34 protein-coding genes and 4 tRNA genes are annotated in these 25,799 nt (G+C 65.8%); 16 read left to right on the plus strand and 22 right to left on the minus strand.

All coding sequences use genetic code 11. The features are described from left to right. Nucleotides 1-278 precede the first annotated feature (278 nt). The 8 genes from ABLG96_RS13750 to ABLG96_RS13785 all read left to right on the plus strand — a co-directional run bounded on the left by ABLG96_RS13750 (nt 279) and on the right by ABLG96_RS13785 (nt 8,058). Nucleotides 279-1,469: a site-specific integrase gene (locus ABLG96_RS13750; protein WP_353647936.1), complete on the plus strand. Its 1,191-nt coding sequence runs from the start codon at nt 279-281 to the stop codon at nt 1,467-1,469. Beyond that, nucleotides 1,466-1,978 carry a hypothetical protein gene (locus ABLG96_RS13755; protein WP_353647937.1) on the plus strand — a complete coding sequence of 171 codons (513 nt, stop codon included), beginning with the start codon at nt 1,466-1,468 and terminating at the stop codon, nt 1,976-1,978. Before ABLG96_RS13750 ends, ABLG96_RS13755 begins: the two co-directional genes overlap by 4 nt. A gap of 95 nt (nt 1,979-2,073) precedes the next feature. Further along, entirely contained in the window at nt 2,074-2,283 is a 210-nt protein-coding gene (locus ABLG96_RS13760) for an excisionase family DNA-binding protein (protein WP_353647938.1), read from the plus strand. A gap of 297 nt (nt 2,284-2,580) precedes the next feature. Then, the gene (locus ABLG96_RS13765; protein WP_353647939.1) at nt 2,581-3,072 is read left to right on the plus strand and encodes a DnaB-like helicase N-terminal domain-containing protein; all 492 of its coding nucleotides are present in this window, start codon (nt 2,581-2,583) and stop codon (nt 3,070-3,072) included. Next, a complete protein-coding gene (locus ABLG96_RS13770) occupies nt 3,065-4,543 on the plus strand; it encodes a DUF3631 domain-containing protein (protein WP_353647940.1) in 1,479 nt (492 codons plus the stop codon). Before ABLG96_RS13765 ends, ABLG96_RS13770 begins: the two co-directional genes overlap by 8 nt. Before the next feature lie 232 nt (nt 4,544-4,775). After that, complete coding sequence (locus ABLG96_RS13775; RefSeq protein ID WP_353647941.1) at nt 4,776-5,666, plus strand: hypothetical protein; 891 nt, start codon at nt 4,776-4,778, stop codon at nt 5,664-5,666. Further along, nucleotides 5,666-7,243, plus strand: a complete 1,578-nt coding sequence (locus ABLG96_RS13780) for a CHAP domain-containing protein (RefSeq protein WP_353647942.1) — start codon at nt 5,666-5,668, stop codon at nt 7,241-7,243. The genes ABLG96_RS13775 and ABLG96_RS13780 overlap by 1 nt, the downstream gene beginning before the upstream one ends. 320 nt (nt 7,244-7,563) lie before the next feature. Beyond that, the gene (locus tag ABLG96_RS13785) at nt 7,564-8,058 is read left to right on the plus strand and encodes a hypothetical protein (protein ID WP_353647943.1); all 495 of its coding nucleotides are present in this window, start codon (nt 7,564-7,566) and stop codon (nt 8,056-8,058) included. A 194-nt stretch (nt 8,059-8,252) separates the two neighbouring features. Here the strand turns inward: ABLG96_RS13785 and ABLG96_RS13790 are convergent, their stop codons facing one another. The 8 genes from ABLG96_RS13790 to ABLG96_RS13825 all read right to left on the minus strand — a co-directional run bounded on the left by ABLG96_RS13790 (nt 8,253) and on the right by ABLG96_RS13825 (nt 12,051). Beyond that, on the minus strand, nt 8,253-8,738 hold the full coding sequence (locus tag ABLG96_RS13790) for a hypothetical protein (protein WP_353647944.1): 486 nt from the start codon (nt 8,736-8,738) through the stop codon (nt 8,253-8,255). 116 nt (nt 8,739-8,854) lie between these two features. Then, entirely contained in the window at nt 8,855-9,724 is an 870-nt protein-coding gene (locus ABLG96_RS13795; protein ID WP_353647945.1) for a hypothetical protein, read from the minus strand. Between the two features lie 112 nt (nt 9,725-9,836). Further along, nucleotides 9,837-10,487, minus strand: coding sequence for a DUF6782 family putative metallopeptidase (locus tag ABLG96_RS13800; protein WP_353647946.1), 651 nt, complete (start codon nt 10,485-10,487; stop codon nt 9,837-9,839). Further along, nucleotides 10,484-11,086, minus strand: a complete 603-nt coding sequence (locus ABLG96_RS13805; RefSeq protein ID WP_353647947.1) for an ImmA/IrrE family metallo-endopeptidase — start codon at nt 11,084-11,086, stop codon at nt 10,484-10,486. Before ABLG96_RS13805 ends, ABLG96_RS13800 begins: the two co-directional genes overlap by 4 nt. Nucleotides 11,087-11,188: 102 nt before the next feature. Next, nucleotides 11,189-11,263, minus strand: a tRNA-Val gene (locus tag ABLG96_RS13810). Between the two features lie 28 nt (nt 11,264-11,291). Continuing rightward, a tRNA-Cys gene (locus ABLG96_RS13815) sits at nt 11,292-11,362 on the minus strand. Between the two features lie 36 nt (nt 11,363-11,398). Then, nucleotides 11,399-11,471 (minus strand) — tRNA-Gly (locus ABLG96_RS13820). A 142-nt stretch (nt 11,472-11,613) separates the two neighbouring features. Continuing rightward, a complete protein-coding gene (locus ABLG96_RS13825) occupies nt 11,614-12,051 on the minus strand; it encodes an SsgA family sporulation/cell division regulator (protein WP_353647948.1) in 438 nt (145 codons plus the stop codon). Between the two features lie 286 nt (nt 12,052-12,337). On the opposite strand from ABLG96_RS13825, the gene ABLG96_RS13830 reads away from it, so the two are divergent. The 3 genes from ABLG96_RS13830 to ABLG96_RS13840 all read left to right on the plus strand — a co-directional run bounded on the left by ABLG96_RS13830 (nt 12,338) and on the right by ABLG96_RS13840 (nt 13,635). Beyond that, a tRNA-Val gene (locus tag ABLG96_RS13830) sits at nt 12,338-12,412 on the plus strand. A gap of 88 nt (nt 12,413-12,500) precedes the next feature. Next, complete coding sequence (locus ABLG96_RS13835) at nt 12,501-12,980, plus strand: hypothetical protein (RefSeq protein ID WP_353647949.1); 480 nt, start codon at nt 12,501-12,503, stop codon at nt 12,978-12,980. A 136-nt stretch (nt 12,981-13,116) separates the two neighbouring features. Continuing rightward, nucleotides 13,117-13,635, plus strand: coding sequence for a DUF4352 domain-containing protein (locus tag ABLG96_RS13840; RefSeq protein ID WP_353647950.1), 519 nt, complete (start codon nt 13,117-13,119; stop codon nt 13,633-13,635). A 285-nt stretch (nt 13,636-13,920) separates the two neighbouring features. Here ABLG96_RS13840 and ABLG96_RS13845 read toward each other — a convergent pair whose 3' ends face one another. From ABLG96_RS13845 to ABLG96_RS13910, 14 genes are all read right to left on the minus strand, one after another. Then, entirely contained in the window at nt 13,921-14,412 is a 492-nt protein-coding gene (locus ABLG96_RS13845) for a hypothetical protein (RefSeq protein WP_353647951.1), read from the minus strand. Between the two features lie 72 nt (nt 14,413-14,484). Then, nucleotides 14,485-14,904 (minus strand): hypothetical protein, encoded by a 420-nt coding sequence (locus ABLG96_RS13850; RefSeq protein ID WP_353647952.1) that lies wholly within the window; start codon nt 14,902-14,904, stop codon nt 14,485-14,487. A gap of 4 nt (nt 14,905-14,908) precedes the next feature. After that, entirely contained in the window at nt 14,909-15,568 is a 660-nt protein-coding gene (locus ABLG96_RS13855; RefSeq protein WP_353647953.1) for a DUF433 domain-containing protein, read from the minus strand. An 89-nt stretch (nt 15,569-15,657) separates the two neighbouring features. Continuing rightward, nucleotides 15,658-15,876: a hypothetical protein gene (locus tag ABLG96_RS13860; protein ID WP_353647954.1), complete on the minus strand. Its 219-nt coding sequence runs from the start codon at nt 15,874-15,876 to the stop codon at nt 15,658-15,660. Further along, nucleotides 15,873-16,223, minus strand: coding sequence for a terminase (locus ABLG96_RS13865; RefSeq protein WP_353647955.1), 351 nt, complete (start codon nt 16,221-16,223; stop codon nt 15,873-15,875). The genes ABLG96_RS13860 and ABLG96_RS13865 overlap by 4 nt, the downstream gene beginning before the upstream one ends. 147 nt (nt 16,224-16,370) lie before the next feature. Continuing rightward, complete coding sequence (locus ABLG96_RS13870; RefSeq protein WP_353647956.1) at nt 16,371-17,144, minus strand: hypothetical protein; 774 nt, start codon at nt 17,142-17,144, stop codon at nt 16,371-16,373. Further along, nucleotides 17,141-17,326, minus strand: coding sequence for a hypothetical protein (locus ABLG96_RS13875; RefSeq protein ID WP_353647957.1), 186 nt, complete (start codon nt 17,324-17,326; stop codon nt 17,141-17,143). The genes ABLG96_RS13870 and ABLG96_RS13875 overlap by 4 nt, the downstream gene beginning before the upstream one ends. Nucleotides 17,327-17,650: 324 nt before the next feature. Continuing rightward, entirely contained in the window at nt 17,651-17,959 is a 309-nt protein-coding gene (locus ABLG96_RS13880) for a hypothetical protein (RefSeq protein ID WP_353647958.1), read from the minus strand. Next, nucleotides 17,956-18,285, minus strand: a complete 330-nt coding sequence (locus ABLG96_RS13885; RefSeq protein ID WP_353647959.1) for a WhiB family transcriptional regulator — start codon at nt 18,283-18,285, stop codon at nt 17,956-17,958. The genes ABLG96_RS13880 and ABLG96_RS13885 overlap by 4 nt, the downstream gene beginning before the upstream one ends. Beyond that, nucleotides 18,246-19,706, minus strand: a complete 1,461-nt coding sequence (locus ABLG96_RS13890; protein WP_353647960.1) for a DUF3631 domain-containing protein — start codon at nt 19,704-19,706, stop codon at nt 18,246-18,248. The genes ABLG96_RS13885 and ABLG96_RS13890 overlap by 40 nt, the downstream gene beginning before the upstream one ends. After that, entirely contained in the window at nt 19,699-20,190 is a 492-nt protein-coding gene (locus tag ABLG96_RS13895; RefSeq protein WP_353647961.1) for a DnaB-like helicase N-terminal domain-containing protein, read from the minus strand. Before ABLG96_RS13895 ends, ABLG96_RS13890 begins: the two co-directional genes overlap by 8 nt. Further along, nucleotides 20,187-20,408 (minus strand): hypothetical protein, encoded by a 222-nt coding sequence (locus ABLG96_RS13900; protein WP_353647962.1) that lies wholly within the window; start codon nt 20,406-20,408, stop codon nt 20,187-20,189. The genes ABLG96_RS13895 and ABLG96_RS13900 overlap by 4 nt, the downstream gene beginning before the upstream one ends. A 97-nt stretch (nt 20,409-20,505) precedes the next feature. Then, nucleotides 20,506-20,706 carry a helix-turn-helix domain-containing protein gene (locus tag ABLG96_RS13905; protein ID WP_353647963.1) on the minus strand — a complete coding sequence of 67 codons (201 nt, stop codon included), beginning with the start codon at nt 20,704-20,706 and terminating at the stop codon, nt 20,506-20,508. A 178-nt stretch (nt 20,707-20,884) separates the two neighbouring features. Then, the gene (locus ABLG96_RS13910) at nt 20,885-22,027 is read right to left on the minus strand and encodes a site-specific integrase (RefSeq protein ID WP_353647964.1); all 1,143 of its coding nucleotides are present in this window, start codon (nt 22,025-22,027) and stop codon (nt 20,885-20,887) included. 291 nt (nt 22,028-22,318) lie between these two features. Between ABLG96_RS13910 and ABLG96_RS13915 the strand changes: the two genes are divergently transcribed. The 5 genes from ABLG96_RS13915 to ABLG96_RS13935 all read left to right on the plus strand — a co-directional run bounded on the left by ABLG96_RS13915 (nt 22,319) and on the right by ABLG96_RS13935 (nt 25,405). After that, nucleotides 22,319-22,792: a hypothetical protein gene (locus ABLG96_RS13915; RefSeq protein ID WP_353647965.1), complete on the plus strand. Its 474-nt coding sequence runs from the start codon at nt 22,319-22,321 to the stop codon at nt 22,790-22,792. A 115-nt stretch (nt 22,793-22,907) separates the two neighbouring features. Then, on the plus strand, nt 22,908-23,294 hold the full coding sequence (locus ABLG96_RS13920) for a hypothetical protein (protein WP_353647966.1): 387 nt from the start codon (nt 22,908-22,910) through the stop codon (nt 23,292-23,294). Next, nucleotides 23,279-23,722 (plus strand): hypothetical protein, encoded by a 444-nt coding sequence (locus ABLG96_RS13925; RefSeq protein WP_353647967.1) that lies wholly within the window; start codon nt 23,279-23,281, stop codon nt 23,720-23,722. Before ABLG96_RS13920 ends, ABLG96_RS13925 begins: the two co-directional genes overlap by 16 nt. A 518-nt stretch (nt 23,723-24,240) precedes the next feature. Further along, nucleotides 24,241-24,726, plus strand: a complete 486-nt coding sequence (locus ABLG96_RS13930; RefSeq protein WP_353647968.1) for a hypothetical protein — start codon at nt 24,241-24,243, stop codon at nt 24,724-24,726. 34 nt (nt 24,727-24,760) lie between these two features. Beyond that, nucleotides 24,761-25,405 (plus strand): ion channel, encoded by a 645-nt coding sequence (locus ABLG96_RS13935; RefSeq protein WP_353647969.1) that lies wholly within the window; start codon nt 24,761-24,763, stop codon nt 25,403-25,405. Nucleotides 25,406-25,799 lie beyond the last annotated feature (394 nt).

Below are 25,799 nucleotides of genomic sequence, written 5' to 3' on the forward strand. Positions count from 1 at the left end.
GTGGTTGTTCGGCGGGCCCGGAACGCAGAACTCCCGCCGGTCCTGGTGGACGGGCGGGAGCTCTGGTGGTGGTGGGCGATACTGGGATTGAACCTGTATCGACCTGGTTGGTGACTCGTCCTGACCATCTGCATCCTGACCTCGCCGTTCGTGGCTGTGACCTGCAACTTTGCCGGAACCTGGCTGGTGCTCCGACCGTCACAGGAGTACACTCAGGTATACATCAGGAAGCACTGATGTGACACGTATCTGACACGAACTGACTGACACGGGAGAACATGATGACCAGCCGGAAGGTGAAGAAGCCCGCGAAGCGTGGCTTCGGCAGCATCTCGCTGCTGCCGTCCGGCAAGTACCGTGCGCGCTACACCGGCCCGGACGCGGCCTGGCACAACGCCCCGCACACGTTCGTCGCGAAGATGGACGCCGAAGGTTGGTTGGCCGGCGAAGCCCGGATGATCTCCGGTGGAGAGTGGATCTCCCCCGCTGCTCGCGTCCAGGCACGCGAGACGGTCGTTCTGTTCGGTGCCTACGCCGAGGGGTGGCTGTCGGCTCGCACGCTGAAGCCCCGCACCCGCGAGCACTACCAGTCCCTGCTGACCCGCATCATTCTGCCGACGTTCACCTCGGTGCGCGTCCGGTCGATCACCCCCGAGCAGGTCCGTGCCTGGCACACCGCGATCGGCGCTGAAGCACCGACGCAGCGGGCCCACGCCTACTCGCTGCTCCGCGCGATCCTGAAGGACGCGGTGGCCGACGAACTCCTGACGAGCAACCCGTGCCACATCCGCGGCGCCGGCAACTCCAAGCGTGTCCACAAGGTCGAGCTGCTGACGGCCGAGCAGGTCGACGCCCTGGCCGCCGCGATGCCCGCGCGTCTGCAGCTGATGACCCTGTTCGCCGCATGGTGCGGTCTGCGCTTCGGTGAGCTCGTCGAGCTTCGCCGCTCCGACATCGACGTCACCAACATGACGATCAAGGTGCGCCGCGGCGCCGTCCAGGTAAAGGGCGCGACCGTCGTCGGTTCCCCGAAGTCGGATGCCGGGATCCGCGACGTCGCGATCCCCCCGCACCTCGAGGCAGCCGTCCGCGAGCACCTCGGATCGTTCGTCACCGGTCGGGATGGCCTGCTCTTCCCCGGCACGTCGGGCCGGACCCTGCGGCCGTCGGTGCTCTACGGCAAGGCGCCGGTCGTTACGGTCGACGCGACCACCGGCGAGCACTCGGTCAAGGCTGGGTGGGGTTTCTACGCGGCGCGCGCTGCGATCGGCAAGCCGGCCTTGCGGTGGCATGATCTGCGGCACACCGGTGCTGTCCTGTCGGTGCACTCCGGCGCGACCCTGGCTGACGTGATGTCCCGCCTGGGTCACTCGACCCCGGGTGCGGCGATGCGGTATCAGCACGCCGCGTCGGGTCGGGATGCGGAGATCGCCGCCCGGATGTCCGCGACCGTGGCCGGATCAGCATGACCAGCACCCTCGAGACAATCGACGTGTCGTGCGTTCCCCCGGTGCTAATCCTGAAGAACGACAGAGAAATCCTGAACCCGGACGGGCACGAACCCCGCGATGTCGCAACCTTTACGCGCGATCTCGAGGCGCCCGGCTCCGGTGGAACTTTCGTTCCTGATTACTCACCCGGCACGGTCCAGACGCAACTACTTGCTGGGCCTAAAGGTGAGACGCCAGTCGAGGAAGTACCGGGATGGGAGGAGGATCCGTCTAACCACCTCCTGCGCATTCGCACGCGGATCACCTGCGACGTCTGCCCGTACACGTTCGTTGCCGTTGACTTCACCCAAAGCTCAACGGATCCCGGGCTCGTCGCCCTGCTGCAGTACGTCACCCAGAACCACCGATTGCGGATTGCGGATCGTCGATCTGCCGTGACCCTGCAGCAACTGAACGCCGCCATGGATCCGAGACAGGTCGGGGGCTGGTTCCACCCGAGCGGCCCCGGGCGTGTCGCACATCATTAAGCGCACGTAAGCCCTAGCGTCGTTTCTGGTCGACGTTCGCTCGACCCCGGGCAGCCTCGGACACGGTATTCATCGTGCCCGAAAGCAGGATCCCCATGGCGACAACCACGCCACAACCCAAGTGGTACACCATCAGTCAGGCAGCCGAGCTGCATCTCGTGCACCCCATGACGATCCGCAGGTGGATTGCTCAAGGCAAGCTGACCGCACACCGAATGGCCGGCGGCGGGAAGTCCATCCGCCTCGACGCTGCTCAGGTCAACGCCCTGTTCGCTCCCGCCGGGGGTGGCAACAGTGCAGCCTGACGCAAAGAGAAGCCGCCCCACCCGGACAGGTGAGACGGCTCCAAGCGACCAGCCGGCGAGCGAGTCGATCCCCAGTGTATCCGCGGATCCGGCTGCACTGGAGGCGTTCCGGCACTCCTACGCCGTGCTCGTTCGAGGGAAGACGGTGCGTCGTCACCTGTACTTCAACCTGCCCGCCGCGGCCCGAACCGTTCAGCGCGCCAAGGACCGAGGGGACACGGCTGATCTCGTCCTGGTCAAACTGCTACCGGTCGATGGGCGCCAGCTCCACCAGCTCGACGATCAGGGTGGTGCACAGTGACCGCGCCGACGGCCCCTGACCTCAGCCTCGCAGCCGAGGACGCCACCGTGGGCGCCCTGGTACTCGCCGCCGACGGGCTTCGACGCAACGCACTGATGACTCTGTCCGACAACGACTTCCAGGATCGTCGCTGCCAGTTCGCGGTGAAGACGATCCGGCGGATGGTTGCCGAGAGCGTCCCGGTTGATCTCGTAACATTGCCCGCGTTCGTCGAACGCCACGGGTTGCTGACGGACGGCGCTCTGAGAGGGTCGCTGGCCGTCTGGCTGGCCGATCGCTGCTCGCAGGTACCGACACCGGCCTCGCTTCCCTGGTACGTCCTGCAGGTAGCTGAGAACTCCGTCCGTCGCGAGATCGGCGAGAGTGGTGCACGTCTGTCTGCCGTCACAGAGGCGGCCACCGCATCCGTTGCCACAATCATCGCCGACGAGATCAGCACGCTCGCTGCCCTCTCTGAGCGACTGCAGGCGGTGAGCACCAATGTCTGAGTACGACGAGGCATTCACCGAACAACGCCCCGCCGATCTCCCCGGTGCTGTTCTGCTGCAGCAAGTTCGTGACTGGCTCGCCCGGTTCATCGTCACGGTGTCTGACGCGGACCACGATCTGCTCGCGCTGTGGGCTGTGCACACCTGGGTTGCTGAGGAGACATACACGACGCCGCGGCTGCAGCTCGACTCACCGATGCCCGGCTCCGGGAAGACGACGACGCTGGAGCACCTGCGCCGGCTATGCAAGCACCCGGTGCAGATGGCTGCGATCTCGTCGTCCGCTCTGCTCGCACGGCTGCTCGAGAACGGTGTCCGCACTCTGCTGATCGACGAGGCCGACCGCACCCTGTCGAAGGACAACCCCCTGACCGGGGATGTCCTGGCGATCCTCAACTCCGGCTACAAGCGCGGTGCGTCGCGGCCGGTGCTGGTGCCCGTAAAGGGCGGCTGGGAGGCCCAGGAGATGCCGACCTACGCGCCGGTGGCGATCGCGGGGAACAACCCCGACCTGCCCGACGACACCCGTTCGCGGATCGTTCGAGTGCTGCTGCTGCCCGACCTCGACGGCAATGCCGAGGACTCCGACTGGGAGTTGATCGAGGACCAGGCGATCGAGCTTGCGATCGCGGTAGAGGAGTGGGCCGACAGTATCCGCGCCGATCTGGCGACGTGCCGGCCTGCCCTCCCAGCGGGGATCGTCGGCCGGTTCCGGGAGAAGTGGTCACCGCTGCGCCGGGTGGCCGAACTGGCCGGTGGTCGGTGGCCGGCTTCCGTCGATCGGATGGCTGTTCACGACCGTGACCAGTGGGACCAGGACAAGGAGGACGGGATGATCCGGGAAAAGCCCGCTGTGCTACTGCTGAAGCACCTTGCTGACGTGTGGTCGAACGGTGAGACGTTCGTGCCCACAGTCGATCTCCTGGTCCGCCTCGAGCACGCCCACCCTGCAGCGTGGGGTGCCGACGGTCCGTTCGGTAAGCCGATCACCGCTCAGCGGATGGGTCGGATGCTGGTGTCCTCCTACAAGGTCAACTCCTCCCGTGAGTCTAAGGACGGGCCACGCGGGTACATGTTCGGATCGCTGGCGCCGGTCTGGAGCCGGATGCAGATCCGCCCCCCAGAAGTAACCGGCCCATCTGGCGCAACTGGCGCAACCGGCACCGAGCTCGCGCCGGTTCCGCCGGTTGCGCCGCTTCCGCCGGTTCCAGGGGTACCCCCCACCCAACCGGTACTCGAACCGGTACTCGAACCGGCACCGACATACATCGACGCAATCACCTGCCCGCTCTGCCACCAGCCGTCAGGGATGGCGCTGATCGGATCCGTGCGCGGCCCTGCCTGCCGAAGGTGCCTGCCAGGGGTCCGCGCCGGCACCACCTGCCAGGACTGCGGCCACCCGCGGGAAGTAGTGAGGGACGGTCGCTGCAATCCCTGTCACGGCAAAGCGATGCGGGGAGATGCAGCATGAGCCAGTTCCATCTTCCCGAGTCGGTGATTCTCGCGGCCGGCGACCAGTCCGAAGCTGCTAAGACCACATCCGAGACCACACCATCGGCACTGACCCCAACCGTTGGGCGGTGCTGGTCGTCCCACCTGACAGCCTGGCCCGCTGGTGTCATTGAGATAGGGCGCCGAACCGTCGGCGCACAGCCCTCGCTGCTCGTGGAGCACACCCGCGATCGAAGGACGGTCAAACTCTGATGGTCACCGAATCGCAGGCACTCCGCGCGCGCCGCCTCGGCTCTCAGGTCGCACACCTCGTGTCCGACCTGGGGAATGCGTACTCGCTGGTGTTCACCCCCACGTCGATCAAGACGGGCGGGTTCGCACCCGTCTTCACGCAGGTTGCCCGACCGGGCCGGAAACCGCTGCTGGTGCAGGACTCTCTGACGTTGGTCACAGAGTCGTTCACCCACAACATCGTCGAAGCGCCTGGGGTGAATGTGGAGCGGGCGGTGACGAACCTGCAACGCCTCGCCCAGTCCGGGCGGAAGGTGCGGATCGTCGGGATGAACCCGATGGTGCGCGGCTGGTTCAACATCACGTCCCTGTCGGTGACGGTGCAGGAGTTGAACGAACACCAGCGCCCCAAGATCGTGGAGCTGACTTGGGAGTTGCAGCAGGCTGCGCAGGCCAGGGTGAAGATCGGCCGTCCGGTCACGATCCGCACGATGCGCGACCTCGAGGAGATCGCCACGACCCGCGGCGGCTCCACTGCTCGTATCCACATCGTCCGCTCCGGTGAATCTCTCCGGTCGATCGCCGAATACGAGCTCGGCGACCCAGACCGGTGGACTGAGATCGCTGACCTGAACAAGGAAGTCATCAAGGCATCCGCGGTGGATAACGCGGCATTGCTGGACAACACAGCGACGACCACGATTCTGAACCCTGACGGATCCACCAGCCCGATCCCGCTTAGCCCGGCGGGGCCACAGTTCGGCGGGTTCGATCCGGATGCGGATTCAGTGCCACGTAGAGCGATTACATCGCTCGTTCCTGGCATGCGTCTGGTGCTGCCGCCGGTTCAGCTCGCACCTGACGTGTCGACCACGTTCGGTGGCGGTTCCCGTGTGCGGTTGGTGGTCTGATGGCCACCACATTCCAGGCGGTAGCTGAGGTTGCGGTCTCGCAGATCGGCAGGCAGGAAGCCGACGACGGCACCACGAAGTACGGCTACTGGTTCGGTATCCCGGCGGGTGACTGGTGTGCGATGTTCCTGTCGTGGTGCGGTGATCAGGCTGCGCAGAAGACACCGGGCGCGTCGAACCCGTACGTCGACAAGGACAACCCCAAAGGCTTCGCTTCCACCGAGACCTGGCGGTCGTGGTTCATGGGTCGGGGCGCTTGGACAGGGTCGCGGGATGGGATCCGAGCCGGCGACCTGGTGTTCTTCCTGTCTCCCAACGCTGATCCTGGCCGGACCGTCACCCACGTCGGTCTGGTGCTGCAGGTCGGGGCCGGCTACTACCTGACGATCGAGGGCAACACTTGGGATCGCTCTAGCCCAACGTCCGATTCGAAGTACGTGGTGCGCAAACATCGGGAACCCACCACAGACGGGTCGTTCGTCGGGTACGGCCGCATCCAGTACGACGGAGATCCAGCTGGCGTAGGCGGGTACGCGGGTTCTGACACCCCGGTGGAGAACCCCCTGCTACCCACCTACACGTCGACCGCTGCGAAACCCTTGATCCCGCGACGGAACACCCCGGCGTTGAGCTTGAAGGGCGCCCTGACCGCGGTGCGAATCTCGGGCACCCACCTGCCGACGGACGTGTCGGAGCGGGTCACGAAAGTAACATTGACGTTGTCGTCGACGGAGCGGTGCTCGCTGAAGATGCAGATCCAGGACACCCCAGATGCGGTGATCACCCGGGCGGGGATCTTCGACCTCACCCCGGAACACCGGGATTACGGCACCGCGGTGGCGTTGGACTATGCGGACCAGGCGATGCAGGTGACGACCGTGAACCGTGGGCCCGGCGCCGGCGGACCGTTGATCACCGTCACTGCGATCTCCGCTGCGATCAGGGAACTCACCAGTTGGAAGCACACTGGCGCGGTGAGCTTCGGGGCCGTGAGACCGAACGCCTGGGTCGAGCAGATGGCCAGGAGTGTGGGCGCGCGAGCGGTTGTGCAGCACATCGGCGGGGAAACCGAGCAGGTCGTGTGGATCCGCAACCCGGGCCAGACCACGTGGGAAGCCATGCAGCTGTTGGCGAAAGCCCAGGGCGCGGTGATCTTCGAGCACGAGAACACCATCTACTACGGGCAGCCCACCTGGCTGGCAGCGCAGGCAGAGATGCAGTGGGAACTGTCGTGGCTGTCGTGGTCGGGGTACTCCCCCGGTTTGGCAGGGATGCCGTCGTATGAGGTGAGCCTCGACGACTCCAACGCTGACACCCTCGACTTCGAGCTGATCTCCGATGACCGCGGTCTCATCCGGCCGGGTCACATCGTCCTGTTCACGACGGTTCTGCCTGGCGCGGCCGGGATCTGGGCCGTCGACACCGTGCAGGTCAACCCGCTCGCGTCGGACAAGGTGAAGGTGACGTGCGGCCGCATCGTGGATCCGGCACCGGAGCTGCCCACAGGCCAGATCGGCGCCTACCTCACGAACGGCACGGGCAGCGCCAAGCCGGATGCAGGAGCTGAAGGACCATGATCCTCGATATCAGCGTGCCCGTCGCCGTTCCCTGCATTGTCGGCACCTACGACCATGACCGCGACACGAAGAGGCTGTGATGGCACAGGATCTCGCTGACCGCATCCCATCCGCGGACCTCGCCGTTCTCCTCGGTGTCACTGAACGAGAGATCGACGAGCACCTCGCGCCAGCAGCCACCGGACCGGCCCGGTGACCTCCCGCCCGAGTGGATCCGTCAGGGCCGCCGACGCTGCTCCGAGTACCGAGCGTGGACCGGGGACAACGACATCTTCCGCGGCATCGGCCTGGTGGCGCGCCAACCCGGAAGGCGGCCGGTGATGGCTGGCAGGAACCCGCAGCAGAAGGCCACGCCCCGCACCATCGCCGCGACCCAGAAACAGGCCCTCGCTGTCCGTCTCCGCCTCGAGGGGCACTCCTACGAGCAGATCGCCCAGCGTGCTGGGTACGCCGACCGTGGCTCCGCGTACAGGGCGGTGGAGACCGGCCGGAAGGCGATTTTGGCCGAGCCGGCTGAGGCGCTCCGCGACTTCGAACTGGACCGCCTGGACGCGATGCTGCGTGCAGCGAACGACATCCGGGCCGGTGCTGCCGAGGCCGGCGAACCGGAGTTGCAGCTGAAGGCGATCGACCGGCTGCTGCGGATCGTGGAGTCACGCAGGAAGCTGCTCGGCTTGGACGCCCCGACGAAGACGGACGTCACGGGCTGGGACGGTGGTGTGACGGTGGTGTTCGACCAGGCGCTCAACCCTGACCCGAACCGGCTCACAGTGGCTGTGGACGCCCGGACGCTGCCGATCAAGCCGCCGTTGTAGAGCGCTTTACAATGGACGGGTCCCGCCTGCACGCCCCCGTCAAGGCTGGACGCCCCCGCGAAGACGGAGATCACCGGGGACGGAGCCGGGATCAATGTGGTGTTTCATCCGGCGCTTTCGCCGAAGCAGTTGACCGCGGGGGATCAAATCGCCCCCGCATCTTGCCCATCAGGATGCCGGAAGCCTGAGAAGCATCAGCTGGGCGACTCTGTGATCGGCGACTCGCCCAGCTGATGCTTGCGGACCAGCTCGGGATAGAACTGCAGAATCCGCTCGATGTCCAGTTGGCGACCGATTTGGAATGCCGCCGACTCGCCTACTTCCTTGGCCAGCTCGGATGAGGGCATCGACATCACCGGCATCGCCCGGAAAACCTTCGTATCTGGTTCGTATGTCATCGGCTGACCGTTGCTCGTGAACATCTTGATCAGCCCCTCGGTGCCGGGCGCTTCGGCGTAGAGACGCGACGAGAGCAGGCGGTAGGCAGCTTGACCAGCGGACGTCGTGTACATGCCCGGTTCACCGGCAGCGTTGAAACCTTCCATTCCGTCAGCGGTCTTCACGCCGATTTCGTCAATTATCTGGAATGTGAAGGAGATCGACCCGCGGTGTATTCCCGCCGCGTCTCCGACATGCTCGTCCAGGATGATGATCGATTCGTCGCTACTTGGCTCATTCACAGCTGCCTCCGAGGCGTTGGGGGTGCAAGGCCGAAATTACGCGCAGTTTCGCACAGAGTCACCCGCCGCGCCGATCATTGGTCGGTTAACCACGGTGCCGACAACCGTGGTTGTAGTCACGAGACGCACTGTTTCGCAGTTTCGTAGGCCGCGTTGATGCTGGGCCGGTACGCCTTACCCTCGTCCATGAAGTCCTGAGCGACCGCGAACGTCTCTGCGTCAGCAGGCTGCGGAAGGTTCTTCGCGGTGGCGCCGTTCAACCGCTCGAAGTAGTCCCTGTCGAACCAGAACCAGATCAGCACAGCACCAGCCGTCGTGCGAGCTACGTAGTAGGTGCCGTGATCGTCGGGATCCGGGTGGAACGCTCGAACCTGGATCTGTATGTCCTGTGGCGTCCTCAACCAGATCGACGAGGCTGACTCGTCGTTCGGATCCGAGATCAGCACGCAGCCCTCTGGCCGCGTCTGCCCCGGTGCTGGAGCGGGCAGCGGACGGAACGACGCTGAGAAGTTCCCGGCATCCTCCCCGAGGATGTACCGGACGGTGCTGACCGTCGCATCGGGCGGCACGTCGAAGGTGATCCAGCCCCGGACACAGTCACCGGAAGCGACCCGGGCCACCTGCGGGAACTGCTGACCCATATCGCCGCCACCATCGGGAGCCAGGGTGCTGTACCGCGCGTTGTCCTCGCCGACCAGCGACCACGGCGCCCAAGTCACCTGCGAGGTGCCCTCCGGCAACTGACCGACGCAGACCTCTACGTCGATGCCGGCCACGACCTGGCCGGTGGCTTCGTTGTCCGTGGGACTCCGATAGTCGAATACCGTGACCGACGATCCATCGTTCGGACCCACCACCTCGGTCCCCAGATAGCTCCTGGTATCGGCAGCAGCAGTCTGCAACCGCGACGCCGACTGACCACCACCCGACGTGCAACCCGTCACCATCAGCAGCACTAACGGCAGCAACCGGACGACTCGCCTCATGCGACCCAACCCCCTTCGTGAACGTATCCGCCGATCATCGCCCACCCCGACAACCTGGCGGACGGGAACAACGAAGCCGGCAACCCATAGGCGCGGCAACATCGGTGGGGCATCAGTCGTCCAACTCGGACCACGACTGCACCGCAACAGCCCTGCGGTACGTCGCTTCGAGCAACGCATCGGCCTGCTCCCGGTCCTCAGCCAAGCCGCACGCTTCGACCCACCGGCGGTGCTCTGAGTCCAGCACTGTCCACCTGGTGAGCCTGTCCAGCCTGTCCCCCACCGACGACGACCACAGCTGTTGCGCCGACCTGGCAACCCACACCATCACGTCCAGGTCTGCAGCGATCAGGTAGTCACGCTTCGGACCACCCCACGGCGACTCCTCCATAGCGTCGCGGTGCCTGTCCATCGCCGCCGCGAACGCCAGCGGATCGACCAGCATGACCGTGGCCTCCTCATCCGCTCGCTGCTCCTGGTGCTGCCAGGCTTCACCGAACGCACCCAGGGCCGCATGGGCACACTCGTGGGCAAGGGTGCTGACCAACTGCCGGGCGGTGAGTCGCGGATCAAGACGGATCTCTCTGATCTCCGGGTCGTAGTCGCCGAAGCGGCCGTCCTCGAGTTCCTCGAACCTGGTCGTGACCTGGTGCCGGCAGGCCCACTGCTCGAGCTCGTCGTACTTGCCGGTGAGGAACCGTGTCCAGCGACCGTTCGTCTGGGTGTGACCGATCGGTGGAGCCCAGCCCTCGAGGATCGTCATCGCTCAACCCCTCGCTCGTGCAGCCAACGGCTGTGGTCCAGCTCGGAGTTGGTCGACGCCGACAGGTGGTCGAGACATTCGAATACCGTGCTCGCCCACATCCTGCGGGCCGCGGGGAGCAGAAGCACCGACACCTCGAGGTCTCGCCCGACCAGCCGGTCACGAATCGAAACACCGTACGAATCGACATCGGTCAAGTCTTGATGCCGTTCCTCAGCCTGAGCGAACCTCACCGGATCGACCAGGAGAGCAACTGCGCCTTCGTCGGCCTGGTCCTCCTGATGCTGCCAGCCGAAGCCGTAGGCCCTGCGGGCTGCGTGAATGCACTCGTGAGCGAAGGTCGATACCAGCTGCCGTGGCGAGAGCGTCTCGTGGAGCCGGATCTCTGGTGTCAAGTCGTTGTAGGCGCCGAACCATCCGTTGGCCCAGACCCCCAAGGTGACCGTGACGTCGTTGCGATCGCACCACGCGCTGAGCTCCGTCCACTTCTGGCGGAGAAAGGGAGTCCACGGGCCGTAGCTGGGTTTGTGGTCGGCGGGTGCAGTCCAGGCGTCGACCGCCGGCGGAACGGACTGGGTGGGGACGACAGTGAGGGTCATCGGGACGCCTCGATTCGGGCCGATTCGGACCCTGATCTGACACGTATCTGACACGGCCGGATGGTGACCCCGTCAGATACGCACTCTGACCTGCGCAAACATTGGTGGGCGATACTGGGATTGAACCAGTGACCTCTTCCGTGTCAGGGAAGCGCTCTCCCGCTGAGCTAATCACCCGGGAACTGATCCGGCGAGCGGACCGTCGAGGTGGGAACGGGATTCGAACCCGTGTACACGGCTTTGCAGGCCGTTGCCTATCCTCTCGGCCATCCCACCGAGTTGAGACCCCAACTCGTGCTGAGGGAATCATCGAGCGGACGACGGGATTCGAACCCGCGACCCTCACCTTGGCAAGGTGATGCGCTACCAACTGCGCCACGTCCGCACGCCTCGCGGGTTTGACCCTGCGATGCTCCGCAACTCTAGCGGAGGCTTGTTCGGTGTTCCAAACCGGCTCGTCCAGCGCAACCGCGGTGGATCAGCGAAGCCGACATCGGGTGGCCCGGAGGTGGCCTGCGCGGCCCGACCTACGACTGCGAGGAACGCGGGAGCTCGACCTGGCAGATCTCGGCGAGTGCGTCGTCCAGGCAGAAGAACTCGTCCTCGGAGCCCAGCGGGACCAACTGCTGGATCTCGACCGCGAACTCGTACATCGCGGCGGGGTCGGCCAACAGCACCGCGCCGCCGTCCGGCGAATCGAGCTCGATGACGATGGCGTCCGAGATCGGGTACAACTGCACGTCGGCCAGACCCGCGGGGATGTGGACACCCTGCATGATCAGCTCGCGAGCGATGACCCACTCGACGGCCGACCCGTCTTCGAGGCTCAGCGTCATGTGGACACCGAACGGCTCGTTTGTGCGGTACTCGAACCGAGCGCGCACCAACGGTCGGTCACCCTCGACCAGCAGTGCCATGGTCGTCTCCATCGCCGTGCTGGTCTGACCCACCTGTGAACCCGACATGCATCCCTCCAGGGAATCGCCGATCCGCCCGAACCTCGGCCTTACTAGGCCTTCGTGGCAAGGGACGAGAACAGTGGGGATTCGTCACGCGATGCATGTCAAGATCACCCGTTCAGCTCGGCGAGTCGAGTTCCAGCACGGTGCGTGATTGCCGGAGTCGTCAGGCCTACGACCAAAGGGGTGACCCGGTTTGCCCCCGAGGGTGACCTGTCACCGGGACTCAGCAGTCCCACCCATCAGGTAAAGTTGCCGTGCACGCCGATCCAGTCGATCGGCAGGCCGTCCCGGGCGTTTAGCTCAGCGGGAGAGCGCTTCGTTCACACCGAAGAGGTCACTGGTTCGATCCCAGTATCGCCCACCACCCTGACCAGCGGAAACGTTGGCCAGCACCGGAGATGCATCGCATATGCATCGCTTGGCCGTGCGTGACCCCCACCAGAGGGAGCGCCATGACCACCGCACCACTCACCCCCGTCAGCATCACGTTCGAGGATCTGCGCATCGGCGACGAGATCCGCGGGTTCCATCCCGACACCGGCACCGAGTACGCAGGCCGGATCGAGGACAAGTCGACGCACACCCTGTGGATCGGCCGGACACACTCGAGGCGGCTCGTCGTTCATTCGACCGACGGTCATCGATTCGAGCTGGTCCGTCCCGCCCCGCCTGCGCCGTGGTCACAGCCAACCGTCGCCTGCCCGTCGTGGTGCGGAGGCGATCAGATCGACGACGAGGGCGGCGTGATCCACCTCCGTCGGATCGGCTCGGTGGGTGTCGAAATCTCGCAGACCCCGGACGAGCCAGCGACTATCGCATGGCCGGCAGATCACGAGGTCGCGGACTACCCGACCGCGGACCAGGCGGCGCAGATCGGTGCCGATCTCGTCGAGGCCGCGCGTCTACTCCGTGGTGGTGCTTCGCTCGGCTAGGCCCAGTACCGTTCCACCCGAGAGCCCCCGCCAACCCCCCGTGCGGGGGCTCTCGCTTGCCCTGGCGCTGTGTCCGGTGGCGTCGGTCGGCGCCTTAGACAAGCGGTGACTAGGCTCCGACGATGGGGAACGAACGATGAGGAAGTACATCGGCGCAGTCCTGGCCGCGGGGCTGCTGGTCGCCGGCTGCGGCGCCAGCTCCTCCAACACGCCCGTTGCGGTCGTCCCCAGTGGCCCCACTGTGGGCGTCGTGGGACAGGCAACCACCTACTCCTCCGGCCAGGGCACAGCTGCGATCACGGTGCACAGCTTCGCGTGGAAAAAGTCCAGCGGGGACACCTCGGGCGTGGGGAGCGCAGCGAAGAACGGTAGCTACCTGGTCGCGGACGTGACGGTGGAGGGGCTCACCGGATCCGTCAGCGTGAACCCGTTGTATCTCAGCGCGCGGGATGAGGAGGGGCGGAGTGCTGGCGACTTCGGCGCTGAGCTTGGTTCGTTCAGACCCAGCCTTGACAGTGGAACTGTGACGCCGGGGCGGAAGATGCGCGGACTGGTGGCGTGGGATGTGGATCCGACTCTCGGATGGGAAGTGGAGCTGCTCTCGGTGCGCGATGCGGTCCTGGTGTCGTGGAAGGCGCCGAACCCGCCAGCCTGATCGTCGCCCAGGACGTCGGTGTCCCGCCCTAGGTTCGGCACATGGATGCCAACCGCCTGCCCCAGTTCGGCATCAACGAGGGTACCTATGTGACGCTGGCGCCGGCGGATCACACGGGCGTCTGCTGGGCGGCGGCGATCGGTCGGGCATCTAGAGGGCAATCGCAGGACTCCGCTGAGGTGATCGTCGACCGGGCGCTGGGGATGATCGCCGACGGGACTGCCAGCTGCATCTGTTCCAGACCCGGGGCCCACAGACGGCGCCCGAGGCATTAAGCGATCAGCTCTACACTCCGTCGGACCTCGGAGCGACTTGCGCTGTGCTAGTGCTCGGGAGAGCACTTGACTCGACGCTGGGCTTTCCCTTGACCATCAACTCACCGTGCTGCCTCCATAGCTCTAGGTCAACGACCACTTGGTCCATGAATTGGAGGTAGTGAACGTCGTCGCCCTTTCCGGTGATGTTCGATAGCCCAATGAGCGAACTCGTTGCATGCGCCACCTGTTTCCGTCGTTTGTTCTTGACCCAGGAGAGCCGGTTGTGAGCTGCAGTTAGATCAGATGCGTGTCTCCGAAGCGCGGCGCTCGCTTCGGTCAACTTGTCCTTGTCGCGGACATCCGCTGGAGTCGCGGTGATGAGGTTCGAGTAGAAGATCAGGTCGGCGTCGATCCGACCAACGACTGCTCGAAACTCAAGCCGTGGGTCAGCAAGCAAAGTCTTCGACAGGTAGGAGACTGCCGCCACAACGATGCCGAGGAACCACAACCAGAACTCCATGGTCGATGACCCAACCACAACCCCCGCTGGTGCACGTCAGCGGGTCAATCTATCACGTTCCCGCACACACTCTCAGGGGTAGACGAGGCGGACTCGATCGACTTTGCCGCCAGGTCTGATGGTCGCTACGAAGGGTCCGGGCACTCTGTGACCCCATCGGAAGATCGCTACCTGGGCGTCGATGAGTGAGTTCAACATCTGCAGCCCGGTGAAGTTTCCATGAGGAAAAGCGAACACACGAGCGTCGTGCATGTAGATCGTGCGGGCCTCGGCCTCCCGTTTCGCAACCCTGTGGTCCTTCGTGATGATCAGCTCGCCTTGCCTAGTGGCATCGGCGATCCACGGAGGGTCAGCTAGCCGTTGTCCGGCGTGTTCGCCGTACCTCTCGCGCATGGTCACCAAGTCCCAGCCCGCGCGACGTAGTCCATCCGGGATATCGTGGGCACCCATGCTGCGGTCAATGAAAAACCGCGGACCAAGTGCACCATCCACCGTGTCAGGCCGCTTTGACGAGGTTCTGAACCGCGAGCTTTGTCAGGTCGAAGTCACGGGCTACTGATCCGACGTCCTCGCCGGCTTGGACTCGGCTGAGGATGTCCGCGACTCGGACACCCGTTTGGGCGACGGTCGGTTGACCCCAGTTGATGTCTGGGGTGACCGTGACCTCGACACCTCGGTACTGAGGCAGCGCGATCGATCGGACCCAGCCCTGCTCATACGTGATCGTCTGCAGATACTGCTCGACCACCTCGACAAACACTGCTTGTCGATTGCGGATGACGACGAGCTGTCCCATCGGGCTGTCAGGGTTCTCAACCCCGTAGTGGTAGAGCAGCTCACTGCCGTCTGTCTTGAGACGCTCGCTGGCTAGCGCCGCTGCGATCCCCATTTCAACGGAGAGCTCCTGCAGTGCGGGACGGATCCGCTGCATAGGCACCCCCGACCGACGAAACGCGTTCAGCACGTAGGTCTCGGCAAGACCAGTGAATGGGACGACGGGAAGCCTGCCAGTCCCGGTGGTGGTAATCAGCGGCTCAACCGCAGTAACGACCTGTCCGACTGGTGTCCGGTACGTGTACCCCCGAGCCCATCGGTGAACGGTCGACGGAGTGGTGTCGACGATTCGCGCGGCCTCGCTCAAGGTGTACAGCGGCACCTCGTACGCACTAGCGGGAGGTCGGTCGCGGGTCACCGTTCCAACGGTAGACGGTGCCACCGTCAGTCTCTGGGATCGGCGCGGCCCGTTCATAGCGCAGACCTATCGAACGGCGCATCTCCGACGCGGTAGTCCGGGAGATCGTCGACGTCGAGACCGCGCGCGTCAGCCCACCGTTGCCGATCGGTCAGGAACGCGGCGTAGCCCGCTTCCCAAGCTGCGGCGGACAGGCTCAGCGGGTCCGGTGTGTAAGCCTGCAGGTTCTCGGGCAGGGCGCTCGATCCGGTGTGGTGGTCGCGGCGCTTCACTGCGCCGGCCGCAGGGAGTAGACGCCACGCGTCGGCCGGGACTGCAGCCGGCCGTCGTCACCGGTCGGGACTCGCAGCGCAGCGAACATGCGGGCCAGGGCGATGCGCTGCTGCCTTAGCTCGACGAGCGCAGGGTGCACTCGGACGCCCTGGGACGACTCCGACATCAGCCCGTCGGTGGTGAGCTGCACCTGTAGGGCGTCGCAAGAGTCGAGGGTGCGGCAAGCCTCGGTCAGCAGAGCCATCTCCTGGGCGGCCAGCTCGTAATCGTCCGTCAGCGCGCGCCACAGATCCTTACCGGATCGGGCCAGATCGGCCGGCGGACGGGGTGGTGAGGTGCCTGTCACGGGGTTCTCCTGATGGTTGAGGGCGGATCGCTTCGGCTTCGGAGAGAGATTGGGCCTATCTCCGCCGGTGCTCTGGGGGTTGCCGACCGGGTACTCCGGGTGGGGGTGCCGCTCGACGATGAGCCGAGCGGCACCCGGCGGGATCGGTCAGATGCTGACAGGGAACGCGCGGTACTGATTGCGTCCACGCTGTTCCTCGGCGGCGCGCAGCACCTGGTGCTCGGCGTCGATCGCTCGGAGCCTGCGCTGCACCTCAGCCCCATCTGCCAGGGCCAGGGTGATGCCTGCCCGGACGAGTGCCTGCGGTTCAGCGGTGCCGTGGTCCTCGATCTGGGCAGCGGTGAGTGCAGCCCACCGCAGGGCCAGGACGTTGCGCCTGGGCTCGGACCAGCGCAATGCCTGTGCCATGACACCGCGCGCGGTGTTGACCGCGTCGAGCTGCGTGGCTGCTGACTGGTGTCGTCCCCATGCCTCGGCCGCCTTGCCTCCCAGTCGGAGCACTGCGTTCGGGTCCGCGGGGTCGGTGCCTCCGAGTGTCTTGGCGGCGAGGGTGATCGCAGCGGCAGCGGTGTCGACGACCACCTGCAGTGCGGCCACGACCTCGGTGGCGTGCTGCTGCAGCGCCTCGGTGAACCGCTCGACCGCCAGGGCCTCGACCTGATCGGCACCGTTGATCTGGGCGAACTGGTAGGCGACTGCGGCGTGCTGCACCGCGGGATCTTCGAACGGGTTGCGGCCTGCGTCCAGTGCGGCGAGGACGGTCGTCGGCATCTCCGAGCCTTGGCCTCGGAGTTGGCCGGCTGCTGTCGTGACGCGGGTGTGCAGCTCGGCGGCTGCGGTCAGGCTGGCGGGCAGCTCAGCGCCCGTCGCCTCGATGGTGGTCAGGATGGTGCGGACGCGGGGTGCGAACGGTGCGGTCATGATGCTGTCTCCTCGGTGGTGGTGGTGGCGAACAGGCCGGTCGGTGCAGGGTTGTCGTCGGGGTCCGGCGCCTCAGCCGTGGGCACGGTGAGCGTGGCGAACAACGGTTCGTCGCGGGCGAACAACCTGCGTGCGATCGCGGTCGCCTCGGCGTCGTCGGTGGTGTCGTCGTGGTCGGTCATGGTGTTCCTCTCGTTGTGCCGCTCGGCTTGCTGCCGAGCGGTGGTGGGGTGCGGTCAGTGATCGCGGTTGCGCCGCAGCTCGGGCAGTAGCCGCGGCGGGGTAGGTCGGATCGGAGTGCGGCCTGCCAGACGAACCGGTTGTTTGTGCAGTCGATGGAGTGCGCTGACAGGTCAGGGTTGGGACGGGCTGGTGCTCTGGTCATCGGTCGCCACCCTTGCGGGCAGTGCGGCGGGCCAAGCGGCGGCGCTGTCGTGCCTGGGCGGTGAGCAGGGATCGACGGTTGCGTTCCTTGGATCGGTGGCGCGGCCAGGTGGTCGGGCGTCTCATCGGCCCATCCCGGCGTCGGCCAGGTCGGCGAGCAGCCGCAGCGACTCGGCGAGCAGGCGGGCATCGTCAGTGCTCAGCGAGAACGGTCCGAGCTCGACAGCCGGCCCGGCGCTGTCGACCTGCACGGCGCGGGCGGGCACATTGACCCAATCGCCGGTGGCGTCGTGCTGGACAACGTGCCAATGCCCCTCAATCACTCGGCGTCCGGCGTCGAGCACACCGTCGCCAGTGAGGTCGATCCGGTCACCGCGCTCGTCGTCGAACGTGTGCGGGGTCGGGAACGTCGGGCCTTGTAGATCGGTCATGATGCTTCCCTTCGGGTAGTTGGCGGGCGTCCGCGTCGGGGCGCTCGGAGTGCGCCTGCCCACACTCCGGCGGGCTCTCGGTTGAGATCCGCGAAGATGCGGCACTGCTCGACGGCAGGGCACCGTCCGCAGAGCGTCGCGGCGTAATCGGCCAGTTCGGTGGTGGCCGGGTCGGACCAGGTGTCCGGCTCAGAACGGCAGGGTGTCGGCCTGTCCGCGTCGGCGATGGCGTCGTGCAGCGCCCGCCATGCTGGGAGCGCGTCGGCGCGGATTCCGAGGATCGCGCTCATGCGACGGTCTCGCCTCGGATCGCCCGACCGTGGCATGGGTTGCACCGACCGTCCGTCAGCACTTCCCGCGGATTGCCACAGTCGAAACAGGTTGTCCCAGCCCGGATGCCGGGCAGACACTTTCGGCAGGCGGGACCACGAGCAGAACCGATCAGGGCGAAGCCGGCGGGCTGCTCGCACACCGTGCAGATGGCGCTGTCGATCCTGGTTGCCGGTTCGACTGGGGTGGCGGATCTAACCGGCAGTTCCGGCTCAACCGGCTGAACCGGCTTGGTTGCTGAGCCGGTTGGGCCGCTTGAGCCAGTTGTGCCGGTTACTTCTGGGGGTCGGATCTGCATCCGGCTCCAGACCGGCACCAGAGATCCCAGGGTGTACCCGCGGGGTCCGGTGGCGTCCTGCCGGCTGGAGTTCACCTTGTACGAGGACACCAGCATCCTGCCCATCCGTTGCGCGGTGATCGCCTTCCCGAACGGGCCGTCCGATCCCCACGCTGCGGGGTGGGTGTGCTCCAGGCGGGCGAGCAGATCCGCTGTCGGGGCGAACGTCTCACCGGCGGGCCAGACGTCGGCCAGGTGCTTGAGTAGCAGCACTGCGGGCTTCTCGCGGATCATGCCGTCCTCCTTGTCCTGGTCCCACTGGTCGCGGTCGTGCACAGCCATCCGATCCACCGCTGCCGGCCACCGGCCGCCGGCCAACTCGGCGACCCGGCGCAGCGGTGACCATTTCTCCCGGAACCGCCCGGTGATCCCGGTGGGCAGTGCGGGCCGACACGTCGCTAGGTCCGTGCGGATCTCGTCGGCCCACTGCTCGATCGCCGCGGCCAGCGCGGTCGCCTGGTCCTCGATCAGCTCCCAGTCCGAGTCCTCGGCGTTGCCGTCGAGGTCGGGCAGCAGCAGCACCCGGACGATCCGAGAACGGGTGTCGTCGGGCAGGTCGGGGTTGTTCCCGGCGATCGCCACCGGCGCGTAGGTCGGCATCTCCTGCGCTTCCCAGCCGCCACCCTTGACCGGCACCAGAACGGGCCGGGATGCGCCGCGCTTGTAACCGGAGTTCAGGATGGCCAGGACGTCCCCGGTGAGCGGGTTGTCCTTCGACAGGGTGCGGTCGGCCTCGTCGATCAGCAGGGTGCGGACACCGTTCTCCAGCAGCCGCGCCAGCAGAGCTGATGACGAGATCGCGGCCATCTGCACGGGGTGCTTGCACAGCCGGCGCAGGTGCTCCAACGTCGTCGTCTTCCCGGAACCGGGCATCGGTGAGTCGAGCTGCAGCCGCGGCGTCGTGTACGTCTCCTCGGCCACCCATGTGTGCACTGCCCAGAGCGCGAGGAGATCGTGGTCCGCGTCGGACACCGTGATGATGAACCGCGCGAGCCACTCTCTGATCTGCTCTAGTAGTACGTCGCCGCGATCATCTCGGGCCGGCGCTGCCGCGGTGAAAGCCTTGTCGTAGTCAGGCATGCGCGCTCACCCCACGCAGCCGACCGAGCGCCGCGGCGATGGCCGTCATCTCGACTCCGATCACGGTGGACACGTCGGCGACCGCACCGAGCACGGCCACCTCGCGTACACGTTCGGCAGCCTCGGCGATCGCTCGGCGAGACGACTGCTCAGTGACGCCCAGGACGTACCAGGGAAGGTGGCTCACCACCGGTACTGCAGATGTCCTGTCGGCCAGCCACAAGGCCAATGAGCCCCGCAGGCGACCATCGGACAGCAGAGCGTGCCGCACCACGAACGCGTGCAACGTCACCTGATCCACCGGGACGTTCTCGGCAAGCATTCGACGGGCGGTTGTCAGAGCGAACCGACAACGCAGGTCGGTGAAGTCTTCGTTCGTCAGCTCGTCCAGCGCAGCCAACTGGAGCCCGGGAGCGGCCTGCAACAAAGCACCGATCACCATGTGCTCGTTCTCCAGGACGTGGTCCACCACCGCGGCCGTCACGCTGCACCGTCATCGGTGAGCAGTTGGAGCTGCGACGGATCGGCGGCAGCCACCAGCGGGGTCAGGCGGACCAGCACGACCGAGACCACGTCACCACGTTCGTGGGCGCGATCCACGGCGCGTTCGGCCGCGCGGGTGGTCTGGAAGGTCCGGGTCAGCGATCGAGAGCCGTTGTGCGTCCAGACGACCAGAGCGAGCGAGCGGCTAATGCGCTCCACGGCAACAGCTTCGGCACCTACACTCGAACTAGATCCGCTGCCCTGCTGATCACTGTTGTCGGAGCCGCCCGGTTGCACTGCCGGGCGGTTTCTGATGTCAGCTGGCACCCTGACCACCGCCGGCGGTGGGGATCGGCCGCAACAGCTTCTGGAGTTCCAGCGGATCTACGCGAAGCAGTCGAGGGCCAACTCGATACCCCGTCAGGCGGCCGCTCGCGATGTAGCGCCTGATCGTCTTTGGGTTGCAACCGAGCTGCAGTGCAGCATCTGGCAAGGATAGAAAAGGGTGTGAAGACACGGATACCTCCGGCTCGTCGCTTCGACGAACTCGGAGGTATCGAGCTCAAGGGGTTACCCTCACGCTCGCGCCCTTTTTTACCCACCTGTCGGTGCTTCGATCCGCTGATTGCTGCGAGCATCACCAGCTAGTGGGACATACTACGCCACAACGCATCCAGAGTGGACGTGCGCTCACTTCATGGGCGGGTCGCGAGCTCGGACAGCAGCCCAGCGATGACACGGTCCCGGTCCTGGGCGGCGTGCTGGTAGCGCATCGCAGCCCCGGCGGTGGAGTGTCCGAGCCGCGACATCAGCTCGGCGAGGGTGGCGCCCGTAGAGGCTGCCAGGACAGCGCCGGTGTGCCTGAGATCGTGCCATCGCAGATCGGGACGACCAGCCGCGGCGCGGGCGCCGTAGAAGCCCCAGCCCGCCGGGTGTCGCTTGCTCGGTGCCTTGCCATACAGGCTCGACGGTTGCAGGAATCCGACCCCGTCAGCGGCAGGGAACAGCAGCCCTTGGCGCCCGTTCACGTTGGCTGCCAGGTGCTCTCGGATGGCGGGGATCAGGTGCGGTGGGATCACGACGTCGCGGATACCGGCATCAGTCTTCGGCGGTCCCTCGATCGTTTCTCCCGCGGCGCGGACGACACCGCGCCGGATGTGGATCACTCCGTTGGCCAGGTCGAGATCGGATCGGCGCAGCGCGGCCAGCTCGCCGAACCGGAGTCCGCACCAGGCGGCGAGCAGAGTCATCACCTTGTGCCGCTCGGGCATCGCGGCCACCAGTTCGGTCAGCTCGGGCAGTGTCGCGGGCTTGATCTTGTGTTTCCGCTTCGCGTTGCCGGCGCCGCGGATGTGGCACGGGTTCACGGTGATGATCTCGTCAGCTACGGCATCATGCAGAACGGCCCGTAGAAGCGAGTAGGAGTGAGCCCGCAGCGTCGGGGTGTCGTCACCGAGCCGGGTGTGCCAGGTGCGAACTGTGTCAGGGGTGATGTGCTTGATCGGGATCTCGGCGAAGGTCGGCAAGATGACGCGATCGAGAAGTCGCCGGTAATGGTCGCGGGTCCGGGGCTTTAGGGTCCGCGCCAACAGCCAGTCCTCGGCGAACGAACCGAACGTGCGGAGCTTGGTGTACTGCCCCCGCGTCTTCGGAGGCGTCCAGGTGTCGTCCGTGATCAGCCGGCGCTCTGAGGACAACCAGCCCTCGGCGTCGATCTTCGCGTCGAACGTCTTACCGGCGGTGTGCAGCGCGGTGTCGGGGCCGATGTACCGGGCCTGATATCGGCCGGAGCGCATCTTGGTGATCTGTCCGAACCCACGGCGTGAGCGTGGCGGCATGGTCGTCTCCCGGTGGCGATGCATCGTCTGTGCATCGTTAGAGAGTCTAGATCAGTCCGGCGGTGTCCACTTGTGTCCGACACGCTCGGGCGCTACTGTCTCGAATCACAGCAGGTCACAGCACTGCCACCAGGGGTGATCCCAGTATCACCCGGTGGTGAGCGATACAGGTTCGATCCCAGTATCGCCCACCATGTTTGATCAGCGAAAACGCTGAATCTGGACTCAGGTGCAACCACAGTGCAACCGAGTCGCTGACATCTCGTGGCCCCTTCCAGAGGGAGCGCACCAATGTCCGCAGCAGAGTCCATGCCCTTCTCGGTCAAGTTCGACGACCTGCGGATCGGCGACGAGATCCGGGTGTTCCATCCCGACACCAGCACCGAGTACGCGGTCAGGGTCGAGGACCTATCGACGCACACCGTGTGGATCGGCCGGACGCACGCTCCGCGGCTGGTCATCCATGTCGTCGACGGTCATCGGTTCGAGCTGGTCTGTCCCGGCCCGCTGGCGCCCTGGTCGCAGCCGACGGTTGCGTGCCCTTCATGGTGCGGTGGCGACAAGATCGACGACGAGGGCGGCGTGATCCACCTCCGCCGAATCGGCTCGATGGGTGTCGAAATCTCGCAGACCCCGGACGAGCCAGCGACTATCGCATGGCCGGCAGATCACGAGGTCGCGGACTACCCGACCGCGGACCAGGCGGCGCAGATCGGTGCCGATCTCGTCGAGGCAGCACGACTGCTGCGAGCTGCGCTGGTCTAAATCCAGGCGATGGGAGGGCGTTCGGCGCGTGCGCGTGACGGTTGTATTGCCCGCACCATGCCATTCTTGGGCGTTCAACGATGAGACGTGACAAGGCTGCGCTGAGGTGGACTGGGTGAGAGACGATCTGCACTTACAACTCGACCGTGGCAGCTACCGGTGGCCGGAAGAGGGCGAGCGGATCGAGGATCCGCCCGACAAGCTGTACGGCCCGAACGGCGAGCTGTGGATCCAGCGCATGCTCTTCATCGACGGAGACCTTGTCGATTTCGGCGTGCTTCTCCAGCTAGCGGGGTACGAGCAGACGTTCCACGACGTCGCGCGCTTCTGCGTAGCGCACAGCAACAAGCACATGCACCGATGGACGAAGCGGTCACCGCAACCTCGAGTCAGCTCGGGTGGACCGATCAACTCTCACGAGGAACTGATGTGGGCCTATTATGAGAGTCAGGCTCTGTACACCAACGTGAACGAGGAGGTTGAGCGATGGGGACGAAGATGAAAGTTCGCGAGCTCACCGCCTTGGTCGCACGCGAGCAGCTCAATCCCGAGTTTCGCGCGATCCTCCGCGAGTTTCGCGAGGCAGGGCACGTAGACGATCAGGGTTCGATCGCGTTGGTGGCCGCTGACATGGACGAACTCGTCTACGACGTGTTCAGGCGATCGGAGCGTGCAGGCACGAACGTCGTCTTCGTCGTGCGTGATGACGCAGGACTCCTCCACCTCCAAGCAATGGTCCGAACCGAGGAACGCGTCGTTGTTGCAAGTGGGAGGCGCGTGCACTCCATGCCGCTCGGAACCTCTGTTCGAGCATGGTTCGAGCAACTGGAGTCTGCTCAGCTCGACGAGTCATGGTCTGCTGCCGGTGTCGCTGACACGGTTCCGCAGGAGTTCACCGTACGCAGTGAGCGCGCTTACGCGCTCGCCTGAGTTCCTGCTGATTGAGCTCGGCGTACGTTCGCCCACTACGTCGGCGCTCGGGCCTGTGGACAGCAGATGAACGTCGTCGAGCGACCGGCCAGCTCGCCCTGGCGATGCTCGCCCTGACGGGTCAGCCGAGTGCATCTGCCCCCGACCGGCAGCACGTCGCAGTCGGCGGCGCTGAAAAGGTCGAGGCGCGTCCTGTCCGGCATGATCTCGTCTACCAGTGACCCAGTACGACGTCGCATGGCAGCAGGGCCGCACCGCCGCCGTCGGGTCCGAGCACGGATCAGCCGAACGGCTCCGGCGTGCTGGGTGATAGTGCTGCGGTGCCCGCGACCCTGCGCGATGATCACCGGACGGGCTTGACGTCGGGAACAGAGTCCGCCGTGTACTTCAAGGGGAGAACTGATCGCGTGACCGACGAGAATCCGCAGTGGCAGCGACCTCGGAATCCGTTCCACCCGCAGCGGCACTTCACCAACATTCCCGAACCGATCCGGTCGCCTGCACCGAAGGACGAACCCATGACGACCGACCCCGCCGATCAGAAACCTGCAGCTAGCCCGAAGCCGGCCTTGAGCCCGGCCAGCAAACCCGTTAACGCGCGCCGACGGTGGCTCCCTGTCGGAGGGGCGGTCGTGGTCGTGCTCGTCATCATCGGGGCCATCACGACAGCGAACAAGAAGGACGACCCAGCCGGCCCGCGGTCGGCGAACTGCACTGTCTCAGAGGACGCCCCTGCGATCGCCCAGAAGTGGCTGTCCCCGGACCGCAGGTCGGACGCCGACGTCGTGGCCGTCTGGGATCTGACGGCAGCCGAGGGGAAGTACACCGTCGTGAAGCTCGACAACGACGTGGTGCTGACGTTCTTCAACGAGCCGTTCGGGGTCGGCTCGACCTCTGGTAAGACGGTCGACTCGGTGACCGCTGAGTGGTCGTACTTCCCGGCGGCCTCGTCGGTGACGACCTCCTCGCCGGGGTACCCGGAGGCCAGGTCGTGCGGATCATGACCTCAGGCGTTGCGCTGTCTCCGAGGGTCCGTCGGTGACCAAGATCGAACGCTGGGAGCAGCGATCCGAGATCCCCTTGCTGCTGCTCGCGCTAGCGTTCCTGGTCGCTTACGCCTGGCAGGTGCTCGATCCGCGGCTGAACGGTGGTCTGCTGGACTTCCTCGAACTGATCTCGTGGGCCGTCTGGGCGGTGTTCCTGGTCGACTTCCTGGTCAGGCTCTACCTCGCAGAGCAACGCGGCAGATACGCCCTGAGCCACTGGTACGACGTCGCGCTGATCGTGCTGATCGTGCTGCGTCCGCTGCGATTGCTGAGAGTCCTCGCGTTCGCCCGCGTACTGAACCGCTCGGCATCACGTTCCCTGATCGGACGGGTGACGACCTACGTCGCAGGCACTGCGGTCGGTGCGGTATTCCTCGGCGCGCTGGCGATACTCGACGTCGAGCAGTTCGACCCGGAGGCGAACATCCGATCCTTCGGGGACGCCCTGTGGTGGGCTACGACGACCGTGACAACGGTCGGCTACGGCGACCGCTACCCGGTGACCACCGAGGGCAGGTTCGTGGCGGTCGGCCTGATGCTCGTCGGCCTGGCAGTGGTCGGGGTCGTCACAGCCTCGATCGCAGCGTGGCTGATCGCGAACGTGCAGCAGGACCAGTCAGCACCGAACGAGCAGTGACCCTTGGCGTCATCGTTCTGTGTGTGAGAGCGACCTATCTCGATGACTGTCAGGCGCCTCCGATGGGACACCCCGCCAGGGGGTCGGCTCAGATGTCGCTGCCGTCGAACGGGGCGTCCCCGATCCGCCAGTCAGGCAGGTCATCGACGTCTATCCTGCGGTGATCCGCCCACCGTTGACGGGCTGCCAGGAAGGTCCTGTAACCGTCCTCCTACGCCTCTGCCGACAGTGACCGCGGATCGGGCTCGTAGGCGCTCAGCGAGGCCGGCAGGGCATCCCTACCGGCGAGCGGATCGCGGCGTCTCACTGGGCCGACCTCAGCGCGTACACGCCTCGGATCGGGCGGGACTGCAGCCGGCCGTCGCCTCCGGTGGGGACTCGCAGCGCGGCAAAC

Origin of the sequence: Nakamurella sp. A5-74, from assembly GCF_040438885.1 — a bacterium.
Classification (GTDB): domain Bacteria; phylum Actinomycetota; class Actinomycetes; order Mycobacteriales; family Nakamurellaceae; genus Nakamurella.